This is a genomic window from Haloarcula sp. JP-Z28 (assembly GCF_011440255.1).
In the GTDB taxonomy this organism is placed as follows: domain Archaea; phylum Halobacteriota; class Halobacteria; order Halobacteriales; family Haloarculaceae; genus Haloarcula; species Haloarcula marismortui.
In genome coordinates, this window is the sequence record NZ_JAAOHT010000011.1 from 15,390 (window position 1) to 32,523 (window position 17,134).

The window sequence follows — 17,134 nt, forward strand, 5'->3', positions numbered from 1 at the left end:
CTCGGGGCACTGTGCTGTGTGACTGAGACAGACTACCGCCGACTCCCACACCACACCGCTCATTGTCCTCCGTTCCAACGCTTGTGTATGAAACACCTCCCGAAGCATCTCCGGCCCCGGTGGCGTTATCTTGCCGTCGGCATCGAGACGTGGCCGAACGCCTCCTTTGGCCGCCGGGCGTTCCAGCGCGAGGTGTGGTACGCCGCGCAGAACCTGCTGGGCGACACCGGCAGCGCCGAGACGGATATGACCGTCCTCCAGTTCCACGACTACGACGGCACGGCCGAGGCTATCATCCGGACAAGACGCGGCCAGACAGACCCAGCACGGGCCGCGCTGACCTGTCTGGAGAGCGTCGACGGCGACGAGGTTCGGGTCCGAATCCGGGGGATTAGCGGCACCGTGCGTGCCTGTGAAGAAAAGTATATACGCGGGCCGCCGGAATCCACTGAACAGAGACACGTCGTGTTCGAGAACGCAGACCGGGGCGCTACTGTTCGGCCTCCGCGCTACGATGTCGAAGCGGCCTCCGGCGGTGCGTTCGTCGGCGCGACAGCACTCGATTTCCGATAACTATGCAGGGACAAAACCAACAGCAGGCCTACGACCGCGGGATCACTATCTTCTCGCCGGACGGACGCCTCTACCAGGTCGAGTACGCCCGCGAAGCGGTCAAACGCGGCACAGCAAGCATCGGCGTCAGAACGAGCGACGGCGTCGTTCTGGCCGTGGACAAGCGCATCCGGTCGCCGCTGATGGAGCGCTCCTCGGTCGAGAAGATCCACAAGGCCGACGACCACATCGGTATCGCCTCGGCCGGCCACGTCGCTGACGCCCGACAGCTCATCGACTTCGCCCGCCGACAGGCGCAGGTGAACCAGCTGCGCTACGGCGAGCCGGTCGGCGTCGAGACCCTCACCAAGGAAATCACCGACTACATCCAGCAGTACACCCAGGTCGGCGGCGCGCGCCCCTTCGGCGTCGCGCTCATCATCGGCGGCATCGTCAACGGCGAGCCGCGCCTGTTCGAGACCGACCCCTCCGGGACGCCCTACGAGTGGAAGGCCCTCGCTGTCGGGGCCGACCGCGGCGACATCCGAGACTACCTCGAAGAGCACTACGACGAGGGGATGGACCTTGACGAGGGTGTCGACCTCGCGCTGGCCGCTCTCGCGTCAGTCAACGACGACGAACTTTCGCCGGAAGGCATCGGCGTCGCTACGGTCGACGTCGAAACGGAGACCTTCGGCCAGCTGACCGACGAGGAGAAGGAGGCCCACCTCGCGGAGGCCGACCTGCTTGACACCGGCGAAGACGCGGACGACGAAGCTGAAGACGAAGACGCCACCGAAGAGTAACCCTTCCGACAGCCCTCGCGGGCGACTGGACTTTTTCTGTTCGACCACGCAGTAAGGCCTTTAACTGGCCCACTGCTACCGACGGGTATGATATCGCTTGACGAGGCGGTGACGGCGCGCCTCGAATCCCACGGCCAGCGGTTCGAGGTACTGGTGGATCCGGACGCTGCGCTGGCGATAAAACGTGATGACTTCGACGACGACCTCGAGGACGTTATCGCAGCGGAGGACGTGTTCGAGGACGCCTCGCGGGGGGACCGGCCGCCCGAGAATATGCTCGAAGAGGTGTTTGACACGACTGAGCCGATGGCTATCATCCCCGAAGTCATCAAACGGGGTGAGATCCAGATCACGGCCGACCAGCGCCGCGAGATGCAGGAACAAAAGCACAAACAGCTCATCCAGCGGATCACGCGCAACGCGGTCAACCCGCAGATGGATGATGCGCCACACCCGCCGGAGCGAATCGAATCTGCCCTCGAAGAAACGGATTTCAGAGTTGACCCGATGGAGCCCGTTGAGGCGCAGGTCGACGACGCCCTCGATGCGCTCCGGCCAGTCATCCCAATCCGGTTTGATGAGGTCACTGTTGCCGTGCAGGTCCCTGCGGACTACGCCGGGAGCGCCCAGGCACAGATCCGGCAGTTCGGAGACCTCGAACGCGAGGAATGGCAGTCTGATGGCTCGTGGGTCGGCGTCATGACGTTCCCAGCCGGTCTGCAGAACGACTTCTATGACGTGGTGAACGAACACACAAGCGGCGAGGCGGAAACCCAGATAATCAAAGACGAAGACGACATCAGTACACGCGGCTGACGCCGCGGCGTCGCGTTATCCCTTCTTGAATCCGACGAGGAAGCCGGCCGTGAAACCAGCGCTGACCGGCAGGGCCGAAAGCAGCGACGTGACCCAGGACGGCGGTTGCGTCGCCGCCGCGTTCCCGGCGGTGCCAGTCGCGTTTTGTGCGGCCCCGCCTATCGCGTTCCAGTTCACCTCGAGAATCCCGCGCGTCTCAAGGAACTTGAACAGCGCCAGCTCGATGCCGACGATGACGGCGATGAGCTTTGCGACCTTCTTTGCGGCGAACCCGATGATACCGCCGATAAGGCCGCCGCCACCGAATTCGAGGCCCATCTGCTGGAGGCCCAACCCATCTAGTTGGAGTACGAACTCACCCATACCGCGTACCTGACCGCCTGTTTTTAAATCCTTTGTGCTCCCCCTAGGGCGCTCCTTTTATACACAGCTTCTGCTACAGAGGTCTGACATCGCTGCTCCCCGGACGTCCCACAGAATTCAGGGAGAATGTTTTTCACACGATGCTATTTCTTTACTCATATCCAAAGATTTGTATGCTGCCGACGAATCTTACTTACTGTTAAGATGGCAGAAACACCGAACTCTGATATGAGCGGCGCCACAGGCGGACGGTCGAAGCGACCAAAATCTAACCAGGACTGGTGGCCAAGTAAGCTGAACCTCGAGATTCTCGACCAGAACGCTCGGGATGTCGGCCCGGTGGAGGCTGACTTTGATTATGCGGAGGAGTTCCAGAAACTCGACCTCGAAGCGGTGAAGTCGGACCTTGAAGAGCTGATGACGTCCTCGCAGGACTGGTGGCCGGCCGACTACGGCCACTACGGCCCGCTGTTCATCCGGATGGCCTGGCACAGCGCCGGGACGTACCGAACCGCCGACGGCCGCGGCGGCGCGGCGGGCGGTCGACAGCGTTTTGCACCGATCAACAGCTGGCCTGATAACGCGAACCTCGACAAGGCGCGACGGCTGCTCCTGCCGATCAAGCAGAAGTACGGCCGCAAGATCTCCTGGGCCGACCTGATGATTCTCGCAGGGAACGTCGCCATCGAGTCGATGGGATTCAAAACGTTCGGCTACGCCGGCGGCCGCGAGGACGCCTTCGAGGAAGATAAGGCTGTCAACTGGGGGCCGGAAGACGAGTTCGAGACACAGGAGCGGTTCGACGAGCCGGGCGAGATACAGGAGGGCCTCGGTGCCTCCGTGATGGGCCTCATCTACGTGAATCCGGAAGGACCGGACGGCAACCCGGACCCGGAAGCGTCGGCGAAGAACATCCGGCAGACGTTCGACCGCATGGCGATGAACGACAAGGAGACGGCTGCACTCATCGCTGGCGGACACACGTTCGGGAAAGTCCACGGCGCTGACGACCCCGAAGAGAACCTCGGTCCCGAGCCGGAAGCGGCCCCAATCGAGCAGCAGGGCCTCGGGTGGCAGAACAAGAACGGGAACAGCAAGGGCGGCGAGATGATCACAAGCGGTATCGAAGGGCCGTGGACCCAGTCGCCGACCGAGTGGGACATGGGGTATATCAACAACCTGCTCGACTACGAGTGGGAACCGGAGAAGGGTCCCGGCGGCGCGTGGCAGTGGGCACCCAAGAGCGAAGAGCTGAAAAACAGCGTGCCGGACGCACACGACCCGTCGGAGACGCAGACGCCGATGATGCTCACGACGGACATCGCCCTGAAGCGAGACCCGGACTACCGAGAGGTCATGGAGACCTTCCAGGAGAACCCGATGGAGTTCGGGATGAACTTCGCAAAGGCCTGGTACAAGCTGACCCACCGCGACATGGGGCCGCCCGAGCGGTTCCTTGGTCCGGAGGTTCCTGACGAGGAGATGATCTGGCAGGACCCGCTCCCAGACGCTGACTACAGCCTCATCGGGGACGCCGAAATCGCCGAGCTCAAGGAAGAAATCCTCGACTCGGACCTCTCTATCACCCAGCTCGTCAAGACTGCGTGGGCGTCGGCATCGACCTACCGCGACAGCGACAAGCGCGGCGGCGCTAATGGCGCTCGTCTCCGACTCGAACCCCAGAAAAACTGGGAAGTCAACGAGCCGGAGCAACTGGAGACGGTTCTGGGGACGCTCGAAAACATCCAGACGGAGTTCAACGACTCGCGCTCCGACGGGACGCAGGTCTCGCTTGCTGACCTGATCGTGCTGGGCGGCAACGCGGCCGTCGAGCAGGCGGCAGCGAACGCCGGCTACGACGTCGAGATCCCGTTCGAACCCGGCCGCGTCGATGCGGGACCGGAACACACCGACGCCCCTTCCTTCGACGCTCTCAAGCCGAAGGTCGACGGGGTCCGGAACTACATTCAGGACGACATCACGCGACCGGCGGAGGAAGTGCTGGTCGACAACGCGGACCTGCTGAACCTGACGGCCTCGGAACTGACGGCCCTGATCGGTGGGATGCGCTCGATCGGTGCGAACTATCAGGACACCGACCTCGGCGTCTTCACCGACGAGCCGGAGACGCTGACCAACGACTTCTTCGTGAACCTGCTCGACATGGGCACGAAGTGGGAGCCGGCAGCGGACTCAGAACACCGGTATAAGGGTCTCGACCGCGACACCGGCGAGGTCAAGTGGGAAGCCACACGCATCGACCTCATCTTCGGCTCGAACGACCGGCTCCGGGCCATCTCGGAAGTCTACGGCTCTGCCGACGCGGAAAAGAAGCTCGTCCACGACTTCGTGGATACGTGGAGCAAGGTCATGAAGCTCGACCGCTTCGACCTCGAATAAGCCGGAGCGAACGCCACTGCCGTGGTGGCTGTCTCAGACATCGCGAGACAGAACGGGCAACGGTTAGCAATCGACCGCCGCTACCCGCGGCATCTGCCATTTTACCGCCTTTCTGCCAGCGCACTGGGCGACGCTGTGAGCCGCCCGGGGGGTTAAATAATCGGACGCCGTATTTCCATAACGAGTGACGGCGACACACACCACGAAACGAGCGGTTATCGCGAAGCGCGTCGACAGTGGCACCGCCGACACGACGGAAATCCGGGACCTTGCCCGGGCGGCCGGGTACGACGTTGTCGGCGAAGTGACACAGACCAGAACGGAGGACCCGGCGTACCACCTCGGCGAGGGGAAGGTAACGCGACTGAGCAACGCGGTCGCCCGCGAAGGGGCCGCTGTCGTCATCTTCGACAATCAGCTCGGCCCGTACCAGACGTACAACACCGGGAACGAACTCCCAGAGCGGGTGCGCGTCATCGACCGCTTCCGGCTCATCCTCGAAATCTTCGGCCAGCGAGCCCGGACGCGGAAAGCCCAGCTTCAGGTCGAACTCGCGGAGCTTCGCTACGAACTCCCGCGTGCCGAAGCCAAGGCCAGCCTGGCCAAACGCGACGAGCGGCCGGGGTTCATGGGGCTCGGCGAGTACGACGAGTCCCGCGAAGAGGACATCAAAAAGCAGATCTCCAACATCCGGGACGAACTGGAATCCATCGAGGAGACCGAGCGCCATCGGCGGGAACAGCGCCGGGAATCCGGCTTCGACCTCGTTGCACTTGCCGGCTACACTAACGCCGGAAAGTCGACGCTCCTGCGCCGCCTCGCCGACGACCTCGACGTCGACGAGAACGACGACCTCCACCCCGACCTCGACACGACGGCCGAGAGCGAGGACCGTCTGTTCACAACGCTCGGGACAACCACTCGCCGCGCCGAGGTCGGCAAACGCGAGGTACTGGTCACCGATACGGTAGGGTTCATTCAAGACCTCCCACACTGGCTCGTCGAATCGTTCAAGTCGACGCTGGGGTCGGTGTACCACGCCGACCTCGTCTTGCTCGTCGTCGATGTCTCCGAGTCGGTCGAGGAAATCCGGGAGAAACTGGTGACGAGCCACGACACGCTGTACGAGCGCAACGAAGCCCCCATCGTCACGGTCCTCAACAAGACCGACATGGTCGACGACGAGGAGGTCCGTCGCAAGCGAGACGCGCTCTCGTCGCTAGCCCCGAACCCTGTCGCCGTCAGCGCCGAGCAGGGGCTCAACATCGACGACCTGGCTGAGCGAATCGACCACGAACTGCCGGACTACGAACGGGAGCGGCTCGTGCTCCCGATGACCGACGACACGATGAGTCTCGTCTCGTGGATTCACGACCACGCCAGCGTCGAGACGGTCGATTATGGCGACCAAGTTGTCATCGAGTTCGAAGCGCGGCCGGCCATCATCGAGCAGTCCCGGGCGAAAGCGGGGGACTTGGTCGGTGCGTCGGCCTGACTACGGCCTACGGCTCTGCGTCTCGCTGCCACAGAACGCTCGGTATCTCGTCTAGCAGGTCCGTCGCGACCAGCCCGTAGCCGCGGTCGTCGACGACGCGGTCGCCGACGCTGCCGACAGTGTAGGCGGCAATAGCGGCCGCGTCAAGTGGGTCCTGCACGGAGGCGAGTGCGCCCGTCACGCCCGCGAGCACGTCACCGGTTCCGCCGACTGTCATCCCCGGATTGCCCGTCCGACCGATGCGGGTCCGCTCACCGTTGGAGACGATGTCGTACGGGCCTTTGACAAGCAGTGTCTGGCCGACCTCCGCTGCGAAGGACTCCACGAGGTCCGCTCGCTCCCGCCAGTCTTCGGCTGTCTCCCCACCCATACCGAGCAGTTCGCCTTGGTGGGGCGTGCAGACGAGGTCCGCGTCCGTTTCGATGTCCGGGACCACTGACAGGGCGTCAGCGTCGACGACGGCCGTCCCCGCAAATCCGGACAGCAGGTCCGCGACAGCATCCAGCGTCGCGTCGGCGTTCCCGAGCCCCGGCCCGACAATCAAGGTATCGTGGTCCGCCGCCAGCTCGGCGAGGCGGTCGACGTGGTGCGGCGCGAGGTGGTCCCCGTCGAACGGCCGCATGATGAGGTTCTCGCTGTAGGACTGGATTTCGCGAGCAACGATACCTGGGCAGGCGACCCTGACGAGGTCGGCCCCGCTTCTGAGGGCGGCCTGGGCCGTGAGCGCCGGCGCGCCGGTGTACGGGCCGCCACCGACGACCAGCACCTCGCCGTTGTCGCCCTTGTGGCTCGCTGGGTCCCGTTCGAGGCGGGTGAGGTCGCCCCGCTCGATGAACAACTCCGCAGCGTCGGGGATGCCGATGTCGGCGACGGTAACCGGTACGTCGAGGTCCGGAAGGCCGGGCTTGGTGTCGTGAAACGTGACGACGTGGTCGGCGTCGACGGCGTTGTCGGCCAGCCGCCCCGTTTCGGCGTCAAGGCCGGACGGGACGTCTACAGAGAGGACGGTCGCATCGCTCTCGTTCATCGTTGTGGCAGCCGTCGCCGCTGGTTCCCGGAGGTCGCCGGTGATACCCGTGCCCAGCATCGCGTCGATGACGACACCAGGGGTCCCGAGGTCCAGTGCCGAGGAACCCCTGACCGTCTCTGTCGGATACTCGGCGTGCTGGAGGGCATCCCAGTTCTCTCTGGCAATCGTCGTCGAGATGGCACCCGGGCGGCCCAGCAGCAGGACGCGAAGGTCGTACTCGTCGAGGAAACGGGCGGCGACGAGCGCGTCCCCACCGTTGTTTCCCCGTCCGGCGACGATAGTGACCTGTTCGCCGGGGTCAGCGATGGGACGGACTGCCCGTGCGACGGCGTGGCCGGACGACTCCATCAACTGCTTGCGCGGGACACCGAGCGCGGCAGCGTTCTCATCGACGACACCCATTTCGGAGCCGGTGAGCATATCCGCGGGTTCGCCCGCCAGTGAAGTAACTCTACGGGACGGCGCCTTACCAGCGGACTTCGAAGCCGTCGACACCCTCCGGGTCCTCGTACTCGACTTCGACGTCGGTCACGTTCGCGCGTTCGCTCCCCTCGTGGCAGAACTCGACCATCGCTTCTACGTCGGCGTCGGGGCCTTCGAACACCGCTTCGACGCGGCCATCGTCGAGGTTACGGACCCATCCGTTGACTCCCTGATCCTGTGCGCGCTCCCGCGTGGTCGCTCTGTAATAGACGCCCTGAACACGACCGGAGACGAACACGTGTGCTCGCGTGCGAGCCATATCCGAGGATTTGCCGGCGGCCTTCGTTATACTGTCGCCTTCCGCCACGCGTGTCAGTCCTCGTTGCTGCCCGTTCGGAGGTAATGAAACAGATACGTTTGCGTGTAGCCGGCGTACTCACCACCCAGTGCGCCCCGGATGGCCCGCGACGTGTCGGCGTAGTTCCCCCGCTCACATTCTGGATAATACTCCTCGATTGTCGTCCGGATCCAGGTGTCTAGCGGGACCGCTTCGAGGTAGTCAAGCGAGAACAGCAACACGCAATCTGCGACCTTATCGCCGACGCCGACAAAGCGGGTGAGCGATTCTCTGGCGTCCTCGTAGTCGAGGCCGACGGCTTCTTCGGGGTCGGCCTCGCCGCCTGCGACCATCTCCGCAGTGCGCTGGACGTACGGCGCACGATAGCCCAGCCCGAGGTCCCGGAGTCGTTCTTCTGTCGTTTCGGCCAGCGCCGATGGCGTCGGATAGGCACTGTACGTTCGCCCGCCGAACTCGACCTCCTCGCCGAATGCGTCACGGAGTGCCTGCTGCATACTGTGGATTCTGGCGACACGCATCTGGGCCGAACAAATGAACGAGATGAGGGACCCAAACGGAGGGTCCTGAACCAGTCGCATCCCCCAGAACGTCTCATAGGCCGACTGGACCACGTCGTCGTCCGGTGCTGTCGAGCGAATTGCAGCGAGGTCGTCGTCAAGCCGAAGGAGTCGCCTGAGGTCCGCTTCGGCGTCGACTGTCGATTCCCATTCGAGCATTCCATCTTGCTGTCGGACGCGGATGACCTCCGGTGACCCATCGCGGCGGACTGTTGTCCAGTACCATGCGTTCCCACCAGTTGCCCCATCGCGCTGATACATTTTGCCGTCATCGCGGTCCCAGAGGTAGGACTGCCCGCTCTCGACAGTTGCCTGCAAATCGATACCGCCTGCCAGCGACCCGACATCGATGACGCCCTGTTCCATTGTCTACGTGTACGGACCCGGAGGTAATGGCGTTACGAGTTCCACTCGCACTGGCGTTGCACGTGTACCAGCAGTTCAGGAACTGCAGTTGTCTTACCTGTCACTGGTTTTGTCGTCGTGACGTTTTGGCGTGCTCATGTGTGTCCCGCTCGATTGGGCGCTCCGTCTCTCTGATACCCGATATCCGTCGCGTGTGGTACACTCTGGTTCAGGGCTAACCTTCATTATATTGGGAAACAAACATACTGGCATGAATTGCCGAGTTGTTGTCGAGGCCGCAGTCCCAGTGTACGACGTGGCATCTGCGGACGAGGCAGTTCGTATCGCCATCTCGAAAACGGGGGAGATGCTGAACCCTGACCTCAACTACGTCGAGATCAACATGGGGGATCGGCACTGTCCACACTGCGGTGAGACACTGGAACCTGCGTTTCTCGCAGCTGATGAGAGTCTCGTCGCACTCGAACTGGAGATGACCGTGTTCAACGTCGAACGAGACGAACATGCCGCCCGAATTGCACGCAAGGAGATCGGGCAACGGCTCGAGAATATCCCGCTCGACGTGCTCGAAATCGAGGAGATTCCAGAGGAGTCCGACGAGACGACAGAAGACGAGTCCTCGTCCGCAGAGTCGGAAGCTGACGCCGATGACCCGCCGTCGGACCAATCCGCGGACGAATCGGACGACGTGTTACCCGAGTTCGAGGAATTAATCGACGAGTAGCCAGGCTACCGAGCAGCAAGGGCATATCTAACTATACGCTCGACGTATAGAATTTCTAATATAAGTCTAAGAGCTGTTATACGGTCACTAATGGCATTGCTTGGCGGGAGAACTGCGTAGAAACTACTGAGAACCGTTAGTCCGCGGCGGCAGAAACAGGCTCTTTAGTCTCGTCGGCCATCTCGGAGGCAATACCGTCAGCAATCGCAAAGACAGCGGCTTTGTGGTCTGTTTTCGACTTGTGAATCGATGTCGGCTTGACGCCCAGTTCCTCGTATTCGTCGTGGTCCACTTCTGTCCCGGATTCGGCTTCGTAGTGGTTCTGTACCTGTGCAAGCAGGCCGTGAAGGTGGATGAGCTCCTGCTTTTTCATAGTCAACCCAAGGTAACAACTCGAAGGTTATAGTACTACTCTGATGAAGGTTAACACACGTCTCTGCTAGTACTACGTAATAGTTTATGAATAATTCTCGCCACGAAGTATATTTTGAGTATTTTACACTAAATTTTACCATTTCTCCAAAGTTGTAGGCGTGTGCTAGCAAAGCACGCTTTTCGGCGATGGACCACAACGAGCCGAACACTGCCGTCGCAAACTCACCGCGGGTGTCTGCGACTGGCACTCAGGGTTATGGACTGTCTACGCCTACTATCGGTATGGATTAGGCGGCGCTTCCATCGGACACCGAGATTGGCCGGGTAGGCCTAACTGTTGCTGACTTACTATCGCCCGTCGATTTTGAACTCCGCCTGCGAACCCGTACACGGGACATTTCGACCGATTGACTGATGTGCCAAGTCAAGTGTCTTCGCGCGCTATCTGGGATATGCACACGATACGACGGCTGGCTTCGGCAGGTGGACGAACGGAAGCAGAGACTGACTGTGTGGGCGTGATAGGACCCAGCCGACGACCGGGAGGGGAGCAATGAGCGACCCGCATCAGAGCCAGCAGCTCGTGACTGCGGGAACCGCGCTGTCGGAGGCGAGCGCGGCAGCGGTGCTGGTCCACGGTCGGGGCGCGACGGCTCGGAGCATCGTCCAGATGGGGGCGGAATTCCAGCAGGACGGGCTGGCTCTTCTTGCACCTCAGGCCGCGCGAAACACCTGGTATCCCAACTCGTTCCTCTCGCCGGTCGAGCAGAATGAACCCGGACGGTCATCGGGGCTGCAGGCTATCGAAGACGCCGTCACGAAGGCAGCAGAAGCCGGGATTCCGACTGATCACGTGCTCATCTTGGGCTTTTCACAGGGAGCCTGTCTTGCGAGCGAGTTCGTGGCTCGCAACCCACAGCGCTACGGCGGTCTCGTGGCCCTCAGCGGCGGTCTCATCGGTGAGTCTATCGACGAAAGCGAGTACGAGGGCGACATCGAGGAGACGCCGGTGTTTCTGGGCTGTAGCAATGTCGACCCACACATTCCCGAAGAACGCGTACACGTCACAGCCTCGGTCTTCGAGCGTCTGAACGGGGACGTGGAGGAACGCATCTACGAGGGGATGGGCCACGGCGTGAACGAAGATGAACTGGCGTACGTCTCGTCGCTGACCGCTGGCCTCGTCAATTAGGTGGTCCGGTCACCGGGATCCGCTCGATGAGCGGCCGAACAGGAAGTTACCGGCACCTCACCGCGAGGTTTAGTGGTTGGAAAACTCACACATAACATGAGGATTTCCCGCCGACGATTTCTTGCGACAGTTGGGGCCGGTGTGACGCTCGGCGGCGCAGGCTGTGTTGGGGATGAGGGTGCTACCGCTGGAGGTGGTTCGGAACCCGACTCCAGCACTGGAACCAGCACGGCGTCGATTGCAACTGATCGGAACGACGGCTCAGAACCACCCACAACTGATAGCCGCCTGCATCTGGACTACGAGATCGGGACACTCGAAGAGAATATCGTCAGCGGCGGTGTTCCCAAAGACGGGATTCCAGCCATCGACGACCCGACGTTTGCGGATACGCCCCCGGACGGATTAGCCCCGGACGACCCGGTGTTCGGCGTGGTCCGCAACGGGGAGGCGAAAGCCTACCCGCAGTACATTCTCGTTCACCACGAGATCGTGAACGACACCATCGCCGGCGACCCCGTCGCCGTGACGTACTGTCCGCTGACGGGCACCGCACAGGGGTTCGAGCGTGGTCCAGTGGAGTTCGGCGTCTCAGGGCGGCTTGTGAACTCGAATTTGACGATGTACGACCGGGGCACCGATAGCTGGTGGCCACAGATGCTGGCGACAGCGATTACGGGCCCATTAACTGGCGAGTCGCTGCGGGAGTTCCGGGTCATCTGGACGACATGGAGCCGCTGGTCCAGCGCGTACCCGGAGACACGCATCCTCACCGAAGACACCGGCTTCTCGCGGCGCTACGGTGTCGACCCGTACGGCCAGTACAACGAGAAGCGCGGCTATTATTCGAGCACCCGGACACTGTTTGAACCCCTGCACAGCGACAGTCGCGCTCACCCGAAGGCTGTCGTCATCGGGACCCGGACTGAAACCGGGGGACTCGCGTTCGACAAGGAAACACTGCTGCGTCAGCGCGTGCTGACCGGCCGTATCGACGACACACCGTACGTCGCGGTCGCCGATACCGACCTCGCCAGCGGGTACGTGTACGCGAACCCAGAATCGATGTCAGTTGCAGCGTCGGACGACGGCTACATGATCGACGGGACGGCATATGATGCCGATTCGCTCCCGCTGGACCGCACGCTGTCTTTCGACGCGATGTGGTTCGCCTGGGCCGGCTTCTATCCGGAGAGTGGGTATGTCAACTGACAGCCCAGCCGACGGGGCAGGTGCAGCTGCCAGCGTCCAACGCTTGTTTCGGAACACTGTCGTTGCGGTCAGCGGGGCGCTCAGCCGCCGTGACGGACGGGTGTCTCTGAGTGTGTCCGGACTGGCGTACTTCCTGCTGTATCTCGCTGGCCTCAGACATCTCGGCTTCGGCCCATCCGGATACGAGGTGTCTGTCGTCAGTAACCCGCTTGTCCGTGCGTTCCGGCAGGTTGGCCCGTTCCAGTGGGAACCGATCGCACTGGTGGTCGTCGGCCCGGTCGAACTGCTCGTCGCGCCGCTGAATATGCTTCTCGGGGCAGTTCTGGCAGCGCTGGTCGGACTCAACCTCGCTGTCTCCATCGTCGCGTGGCGCGGCCCAGCAGCCTGCCGTCTCGGCCCGGGTGCAGGGGCTATGTCGGGACTACCAGGACTGCTTTCCGGGTTTGCCTGCTGTGGCCCCACTATCCTGCTCGTTGTCGGTATTCAGGCAAGCGCTGGGCTTCTCTCGCTGTTCCAGTGGCTCCTCCCCCTCACTGTCGTGGCACTACTCGGAACCCTTCTCTGGGTCGGGAGTCGAGTCGAGACGGCGCAACAGGTAGCGTAGATAGTACCTACTACTGGGGGACAAATAGTAGCAACAGGCTACCGGCTCAGATAGTGGGTGGACCTTTTTTCCCTCGATTTGAGGGAAACATATAACTACTCCGTACGACCCATCTACCAGTATGACCGCTACTGTCGTGAGCGAGGTCAACCGACCCTACGTGCCGACGGGCGGGGCGAAACTGACTGCTGAAATCGAAGTCGAGCCCGGACGGCTGGAGGAACCACCCACGCGACAGATTGCCCTCTGTATCGACGCCAGTGGGTCGATGGCCGGTAACGACATCGAGCAGGCACGTGCCGGCGCTGAGTGGGTGTTCGGACTCCTCGACGAGGACGACTACGTCTCGATCATCGCCTTCGACAACGAGGTTACGACAGTACTTGCGCCGACGCGGTGGGGCACTATTTCGCGCGAAACGGCAGTAGACGCGGTCGCTGACATCTCTGCTGGCGGGGGCACTGATATGTACAGCGGCCTGCTGGAAGCGAAGGCGTCCCTGCAGGATTTACCGACCGACGACAACACGGCCCGGCGGGTCCTGCTCCTCTCTGACGGGAAGGACAACTCCCACGACCCGGAAGCGTTCGGGACGCTAGCTCGCGAAATCGACACTGAGGGTATCAGAATCAAGGCGGCCGGCATCGGGAGCGACTACCGCGAGGAGACAATCCGGACGCTCGGGACCGTCGCCCGCGGCGAATGGACACATCTGGATGCTGCCGGTGACATCGAGTCGTTTTTCGGCGACGCAGTCGAGGAGGCCGGGACCGTTGTCGCTCCCGACGCTCGTCTCGAACTCGACGTGGCTGACGGTGTTGAGGTGAGCGAGGTGTACCGCTCACTCCCACAGACGCAGTCCGTGAACCCCGACTGGGAGGACAACACGGCCGTCGTGCCGCTGCCCGACCTGCTTGACCGGGAGACCCAGCGGGTCGTGCTAAAGATACACGCTCCGGCTAACGACCCGCAAGACGCTGTGTCCCTGGCGGATGTCACACTGCACGCCGGCGGCGAGACGACGCGGGAATCAATCACCGTCGACTACACCGACGACGAGTCGAAACTGGCCGAACACAACGAACAGGTCGATGTGGACCACCGGCAGACCGTTATCAAGACGGAACTCGGCAAGGGCAACGTCGCCGAAGCCCAGACACAACTAGAGCGGATGACGCGCATCCACGGCGAGGACACCGAGGCCGTCCAGACAGCAGAGCGAGAGACGCGTATCGTGATGGAAGGCGGGCGCAAGGAGCAAAACAGGGCGACGAAAATTGTCACTGACGAGGGCATCCAGAAGTGACTGTCCCAATCTGCGGTGTCGGCAGGGCCGCTACTGGCCGGAGAAACGGGTAATTCATGATCTGGGAACCTGAGAGCGGTGATGTCATCGCCGGCCAGTACAAACTCGAGGAGTTCCTCGGCAAAGGGGGGTTCGCAAAGGCGTTCCGTGCGACGGACATCGACAGCGGCGAATCGGTCGCCGTCAAATACCCCAACTACACCGAATCCCAGAACGACCCCGACATCATCGAGGAGTATTTTAAAAAGGAGGTCGGCTCGCTGGAACGTATCCGCCGGGCCGGCGGCCACGAGAACGTGATGGACTACTACGACCAGGTCACAGAGCGTGACGTTCCATTTCTGGTCGTCCAGCTAATTGTCGACGGGATCGAACTCGACGAAGTCATCGACCAGCACGGTCCAATCGACGACAGCGAACAGGTCCGACAGATCGGCATCGACCTCTGTGACGCGATGGGCTTTCTTCACGAAAATGAGATCGTCTACCGAGACCTGAAACCCGAGAACGTGATGCTCACGCCCGATATCACGCCCACGCTGATCGACTTCAATACGGCGACGGGGTTCGATGCGACGGAGGACCCGTCCTCCGGGAACACCGGGACAACGATTCTGGGGCCGTTCAAGCCCCGGGAAGTCGCTGAAGCCAGCCGAACCGACGTTCGGCAGGGCCCCTGGTCGGACGTGTACTCGATCGGAAAAATCCTCCTGTTCCTGCTCAAAGGGAGCGTTCCGAAAAAGGACGGCGTGAACCCGCAGGCGTTTGGGGCCGACTGCGACGATTATCTGGCTGAAATTGTCGAGCGGGCCACGCAGTCACACTACCGCGACCGATACCGGAACGCGACCGTTCTCAAAGAGGTCCTCGAACGACGAGATCCAACGCCGCCCGCGACGGCGTCGGTGACGTACATTCAGGCGAACAGGCAGTTCACCGTCGAACCGGGCGACACTATTGGGCGACAGGGCGCAAGCGGCCCCCCGGCATCGATAACAATCGAAGACCCACAGGGAGAGTACATCTCCTCGGTGCAGGTACAGTTCGATATCGAGGACGGCGAGTGGTCTCTCCACGACCGGAGTCTCAACGGGACGTTCGTCCAGAAAGGGGCTGGTTGGCAGCGGGTCCTCTCTGAACCCGGACGTAACCGCCTGCGCTCTGAGGGCGAGGACCCGACCGACAGACACGGTGATGTGCCCCCCGAGTCAGTGACACTGACTGACGGCGATCTGGTGTCGCTGGTTCATCCGACCTACGGGGTCACGTTCGAGTTCCATCCGGAGGAGTCATGAGATACAGCACGAACTACGACATCGGCGACAGGAAGCGAGGACAGGGCATCAACGAGGACAGCGTCTCGCTGACGGTGTTCGAGGAGGGCCATCGGGACGGCTACCGCGGGCAAGACAGACCCCAGTCGCAGGACCCAGCCACAGCAGACGACAGCGAGACGGCGGATGCGACAGACGAGACAACCGGTACTGAGACGGCGGCGTATACGGCTGCCGACACGGACGGTGCTGACATTGACGACGCGGATACGTCCGAAACCGATGGCAGCGGACAACCGATGAACCGCTCGGCCGGCGTGTTCGTTGTCGCTGACGGGGCCGGCGGGCACGACGCCGGCGACATCGCGTCGTACATCACGACGACTATCGTGGCCGAACACCTTGCTCCTGTGGCGATCCGAACGGCCCGGAGCTATCCCGGTGACTTCGATGTCGATGTGGCCCGTGATGTCCTGCCGGACCCGCCCGGTGAACGGGAACTCGAAACTGCCGTGGCGGAGGCGATTACGGCGGCCCATCGCGAGATTATCAGGTACGCAAACGAGACCGGGACACAGTCCTACACGACGGTTGTCGCGGGGATCTACGCCGACGGCAAACTCCATTACGGCTGGGTCGGTGATAGCCGAGCCTACGTCGTCAACAGTGCCCGTGAGACGATTTCGCCGTTGACCAGAGACCACGCCGTAGTTCAGGAGTGGGTTGACAGCGACGAAATCGACCCTGTGGAGGCGCACGTCCACCCCAACGGGAACGAAATCACACGCGCGCTGGGCGGGTCCGGCTACGAGGACCCTGACGAGGCGACTGTCGGGGTGGACACGCGAACGGTCCGGCTGTACGAAGAAGACACGGTGCTGGCGACCAGCGACGGACTCATCGATGCACAGACCGATGCGCCGGAACTGTACGAAGAGTACGTCGATTCGGACCACGCCGAGTCGGTGGCCGAGCGTATCCGCGACGAGGTCGTCACCGACGAGGAAATCCGTGACGTGGTCCTTGGTGCATCGTCCCTCGATGCGGCGAGTCGAGAGTTCGTATCACTGGCAAACGACCGCGGCGGGAAAGACAACATCTCCGTGCTCCTGCTTGCTGACAGTGCGCTCCCGAAAACACCGGAAAGCGGTGGGATGCCAGTTCGAGATATCGATCCGGACCTCGATATTTCCGAACGTGACACAGTGATTATGACAGACGAATAGAGAGAAAGTTTCGTGGGACAAGTATTTTATTTCTCGACTTTGTAGGACCTAACGA

At 62.1% G+C, this 17,134-nt stretch carries 17 protein-coding genes; 12 read left to right on the plus strand and 5 right to left on the minus strand.

The annotated features are described in order from the left end of the window. Positions 1 to 87 precede the first annotated feature (87 nt). The 3 genes from G9463_RS06740 to G9463_RS06750 all read left to right on the plus strand — a co-directional run bounded on the left by G9463_RS06740 (position 88) and on the right by G9463_RS06750 (position 2,174). On the plus strand, positions 88 to 573 hold the full coding sequence (locus G9463_RS06740; protein ID WP_165896307.1) for an Rpp14/Pop5 family protein: 486 nt from the start codon (positions 88 to 90) through the stop codon (positions 571 to 573). A gap of 2 nt (positions 574 to 575) precedes the next feature. Next, positions 576 to 1,358: an archaeal proteasome endopeptidase complex subunit alpha gene (psmA, locus tag G9463_RS06745; protein WP_004960819.1), complete on the plus strand. Its 783-nt coding sequence runs from the start codon at positions 576 to 578 to the stop codon at positions 1,356 to 1,358. Positions 1,359 to 1,445: 87 nt separating this feature from the next. Then, positions 1,446 to 2,174 (plus strand): ribosome assembly factor SBDS, encoded by a 729-nt coding sequence (locus G9463_RS06750; protein WP_004960822.1) that lies wholly within the window; start codon positions 1,446 to 1,448, stop codon positions 2,172 to 2,174. Positions 2,175 to 2,189: 15 nt separating this feature from the next. Here G9463_RS06750 and G9463_RS06755 read toward each other — a convergent pair whose 3' ends face one another. Further along, positions 2,190 to 2,537 (minus strand): FUN14 domain-containing protein, encoded by a 348-nt coding sequence (locus G9463_RS06755; protein WP_004960824.1) that lies wholly within the window; start codon positions 2,535 to 2,537, stop codon positions 2,190 to 2,192. Between the two features lie 204 nt (positions 2,538 to 2,741). On the opposite strand from G9463_RS06755, the gene katG reads away from it, so the two are divergent. Together katG and hflX are read left to right on the plus strand one after the other, a co-directional pair. Further along, on the plus strand, positions 2,742 to 4,937 hold the full coding sequence (gene katG / locus G9463_RS06760) for a catalase/peroxidase HPI (protein ID WP_165896308.1): 2,196 nt from the start codon (positions 2,742 to 2,744) through the stop codon (positions 4,935 to 4,937). A 184-nt stretch (positions 4,938 to 5,121) separates the two neighbouring features. After that, the gene (hflX, locus tag G9463_RS06765) at positions 5,122 to 6,432 is read left to right on the plus strand and encodes a GTPase HflX (RefSeq protein WP_165896309.1); all 1,311 of its coding nucleotides are present in this window, start codon (positions 5,122 to 5,124) and stop codon (positions 6,430 to 6,432) included. Positions 6,433 to 6,439: 7 nt separating this feature from the next. Here hflX and G9463_RS06770 read toward each other — a convergent pair whose 3' ends face one another. From G9463_RS06770 to G9463_RS06780, 3 genes are read right to left on the minus strand one after another with little or no spacing between them, the layout of a single operon-like run. Then, on the minus strand, positions 6,440 to 7,882 hold the full coding sequence (locus G9463_RS06770) for an NAD(P)H-hydrate dehydratase (protein WP_165896310.1): 1,443 nt from the start codon (positions 7,880 to 7,882) through the stop codon (positions 6,440 to 6,442). Positions 7,883 to 7,928: 46 nt separating this feature from the next. Continuing rightward, a complete protein-coding gene (locus G9463_RS06775) occupies positions 7,929 to 8,252 on the minus strand; it encodes an acylphosphatase (protein ID WP_165896311.1) in 324 nt (107 codons plus the stop codon). Between the two features lie 5 nt (positions 8,253 to 8,257). Then, positions 8,258 to 9,166 (minus strand): DNA-3-methyladenine glycosylase, encoded by a 909-nt coding sequence (locus G9463_RS06780; RefSeq protein WP_004960836.1) that lies wholly within the window; start codon positions 9,164 to 9,166, stop codon positions 8,258 to 8,260. 250 nt (positions 9,167 to 9,416) lie between these two features. On the opposite strand from G9463_RS06780, the gene G9463_RS06785 reads away from it, so the two are divergent. Then, on the plus strand, positions 9,417 to 9,890 hold the full coding sequence (locus tag G9463_RS06785) for a DUF555 domain-containing protein (protein WP_004960839.1): 474 nt from the start codon (positions 9,417 to 9,419) through the stop codon (positions 9,888 to 9,890). Between the two features lie 136 nt (positions 9,891 to 10,026). Here the strand turns inward: G9463_RS06785 and G9463_RS06790 are convergent, their stop codons facing one another. Next, positions 10,027 to 10,263: a UPF0058 family protein gene (locus G9463_RS06790; RefSeq protein ID WP_004592453.1), complete on the minus strand. Its 237-nt coding sequence runs from the start codon at positions 10,261 to 10,263 to the stop codon at positions 10,027 to 10,029. Between the two features lie 555 nt (positions 10,264 to 10,818). Between G9463_RS06790 and G9463_RS06795 the strand changes: the two genes are divergently transcribed. The 6 genes from G9463_RS06795 (at position 10,819) to G9463_RS06820 (ending at position 17,079) form a co-directional block, all read left to right on the plus strand. Further along, positions 10,819 to 11,457: an alpha/beta hydrolase gene (locus tag G9463_RS06795; protein WP_007190118.1), complete on the plus strand. Its 639-nt coding sequence runs from the start codon at positions 10,819 to 10,821 to the stop codon at positions 11,455 to 11,457. Positions 11,458 to 11,553: 96 nt separating this feature from the next. Beyond that, complete coding sequence (locus G9463_RS06800) at positions 11,554 to 12,669, plus strand: DUF3179 domain-containing protein (protein WP_193569553.1); 1,116 nt, start codon at positions 11,554 to 11,556, stop codon at positions 12,667 to 12,669. Beyond that, positions 12,659 to 13,273 (plus strand): hypothetical protein, encoded by a 615-nt coding sequence (locus tag G9463_RS06805; protein WP_165896312.1) that lies wholly within the window; start codon positions 12,659 to 12,661, stop codon positions 13,271 to 13,273. Before G9463_RS06800 ends, G9463_RS06805 begins: the two co-directional genes overlap by 11 nt. Positions 13,274 to 13,394: 121 nt before the next feature. Continuing rightward, the gene (locus G9463_RS06810) at positions 13,395 to 14,579 is read left to right on the plus strand and encodes a VWA domain-containing protein (RefSeq protein WP_007190121.1); all 1,185 of its coding nucleotides are present in this window, start codon (positions 13,395 to 13,397) and stop codon (positions 14,577 to 14,579) included. Between the two features lie 56 nt (positions 14,580 to 14,635). Further along, the gene (locus tag G9463_RS06815) at positions 14,636 to 15,874 is read left to right on the plus strand and encodes an FHA domain-containing serine/threonine-protein kinase (protein ID WP_165896313.1); all 1,239 of its coding nucleotides are present in this window, start codon (positions 14,636 to 14,638) and stop codon (positions 15,872 to 15,874) included. Continuing rightward, entirely contained in the window at positions 15,871 to 17,079 is a 1,209-nt protein-coding gene (locus G9463_RS06820; RefSeq protein ID WP_165896314.1) for a PP2C family serine/threonine-protein phosphatase, read from the plus strand. The genes G9463_RS06815 and G9463_RS06820 overlap by 4 nt, the downstream gene beginning before the upstream one ends. The last annotated feature ends 55 nt before the right edge of the window (positions 17,080 to 17,134 follow it).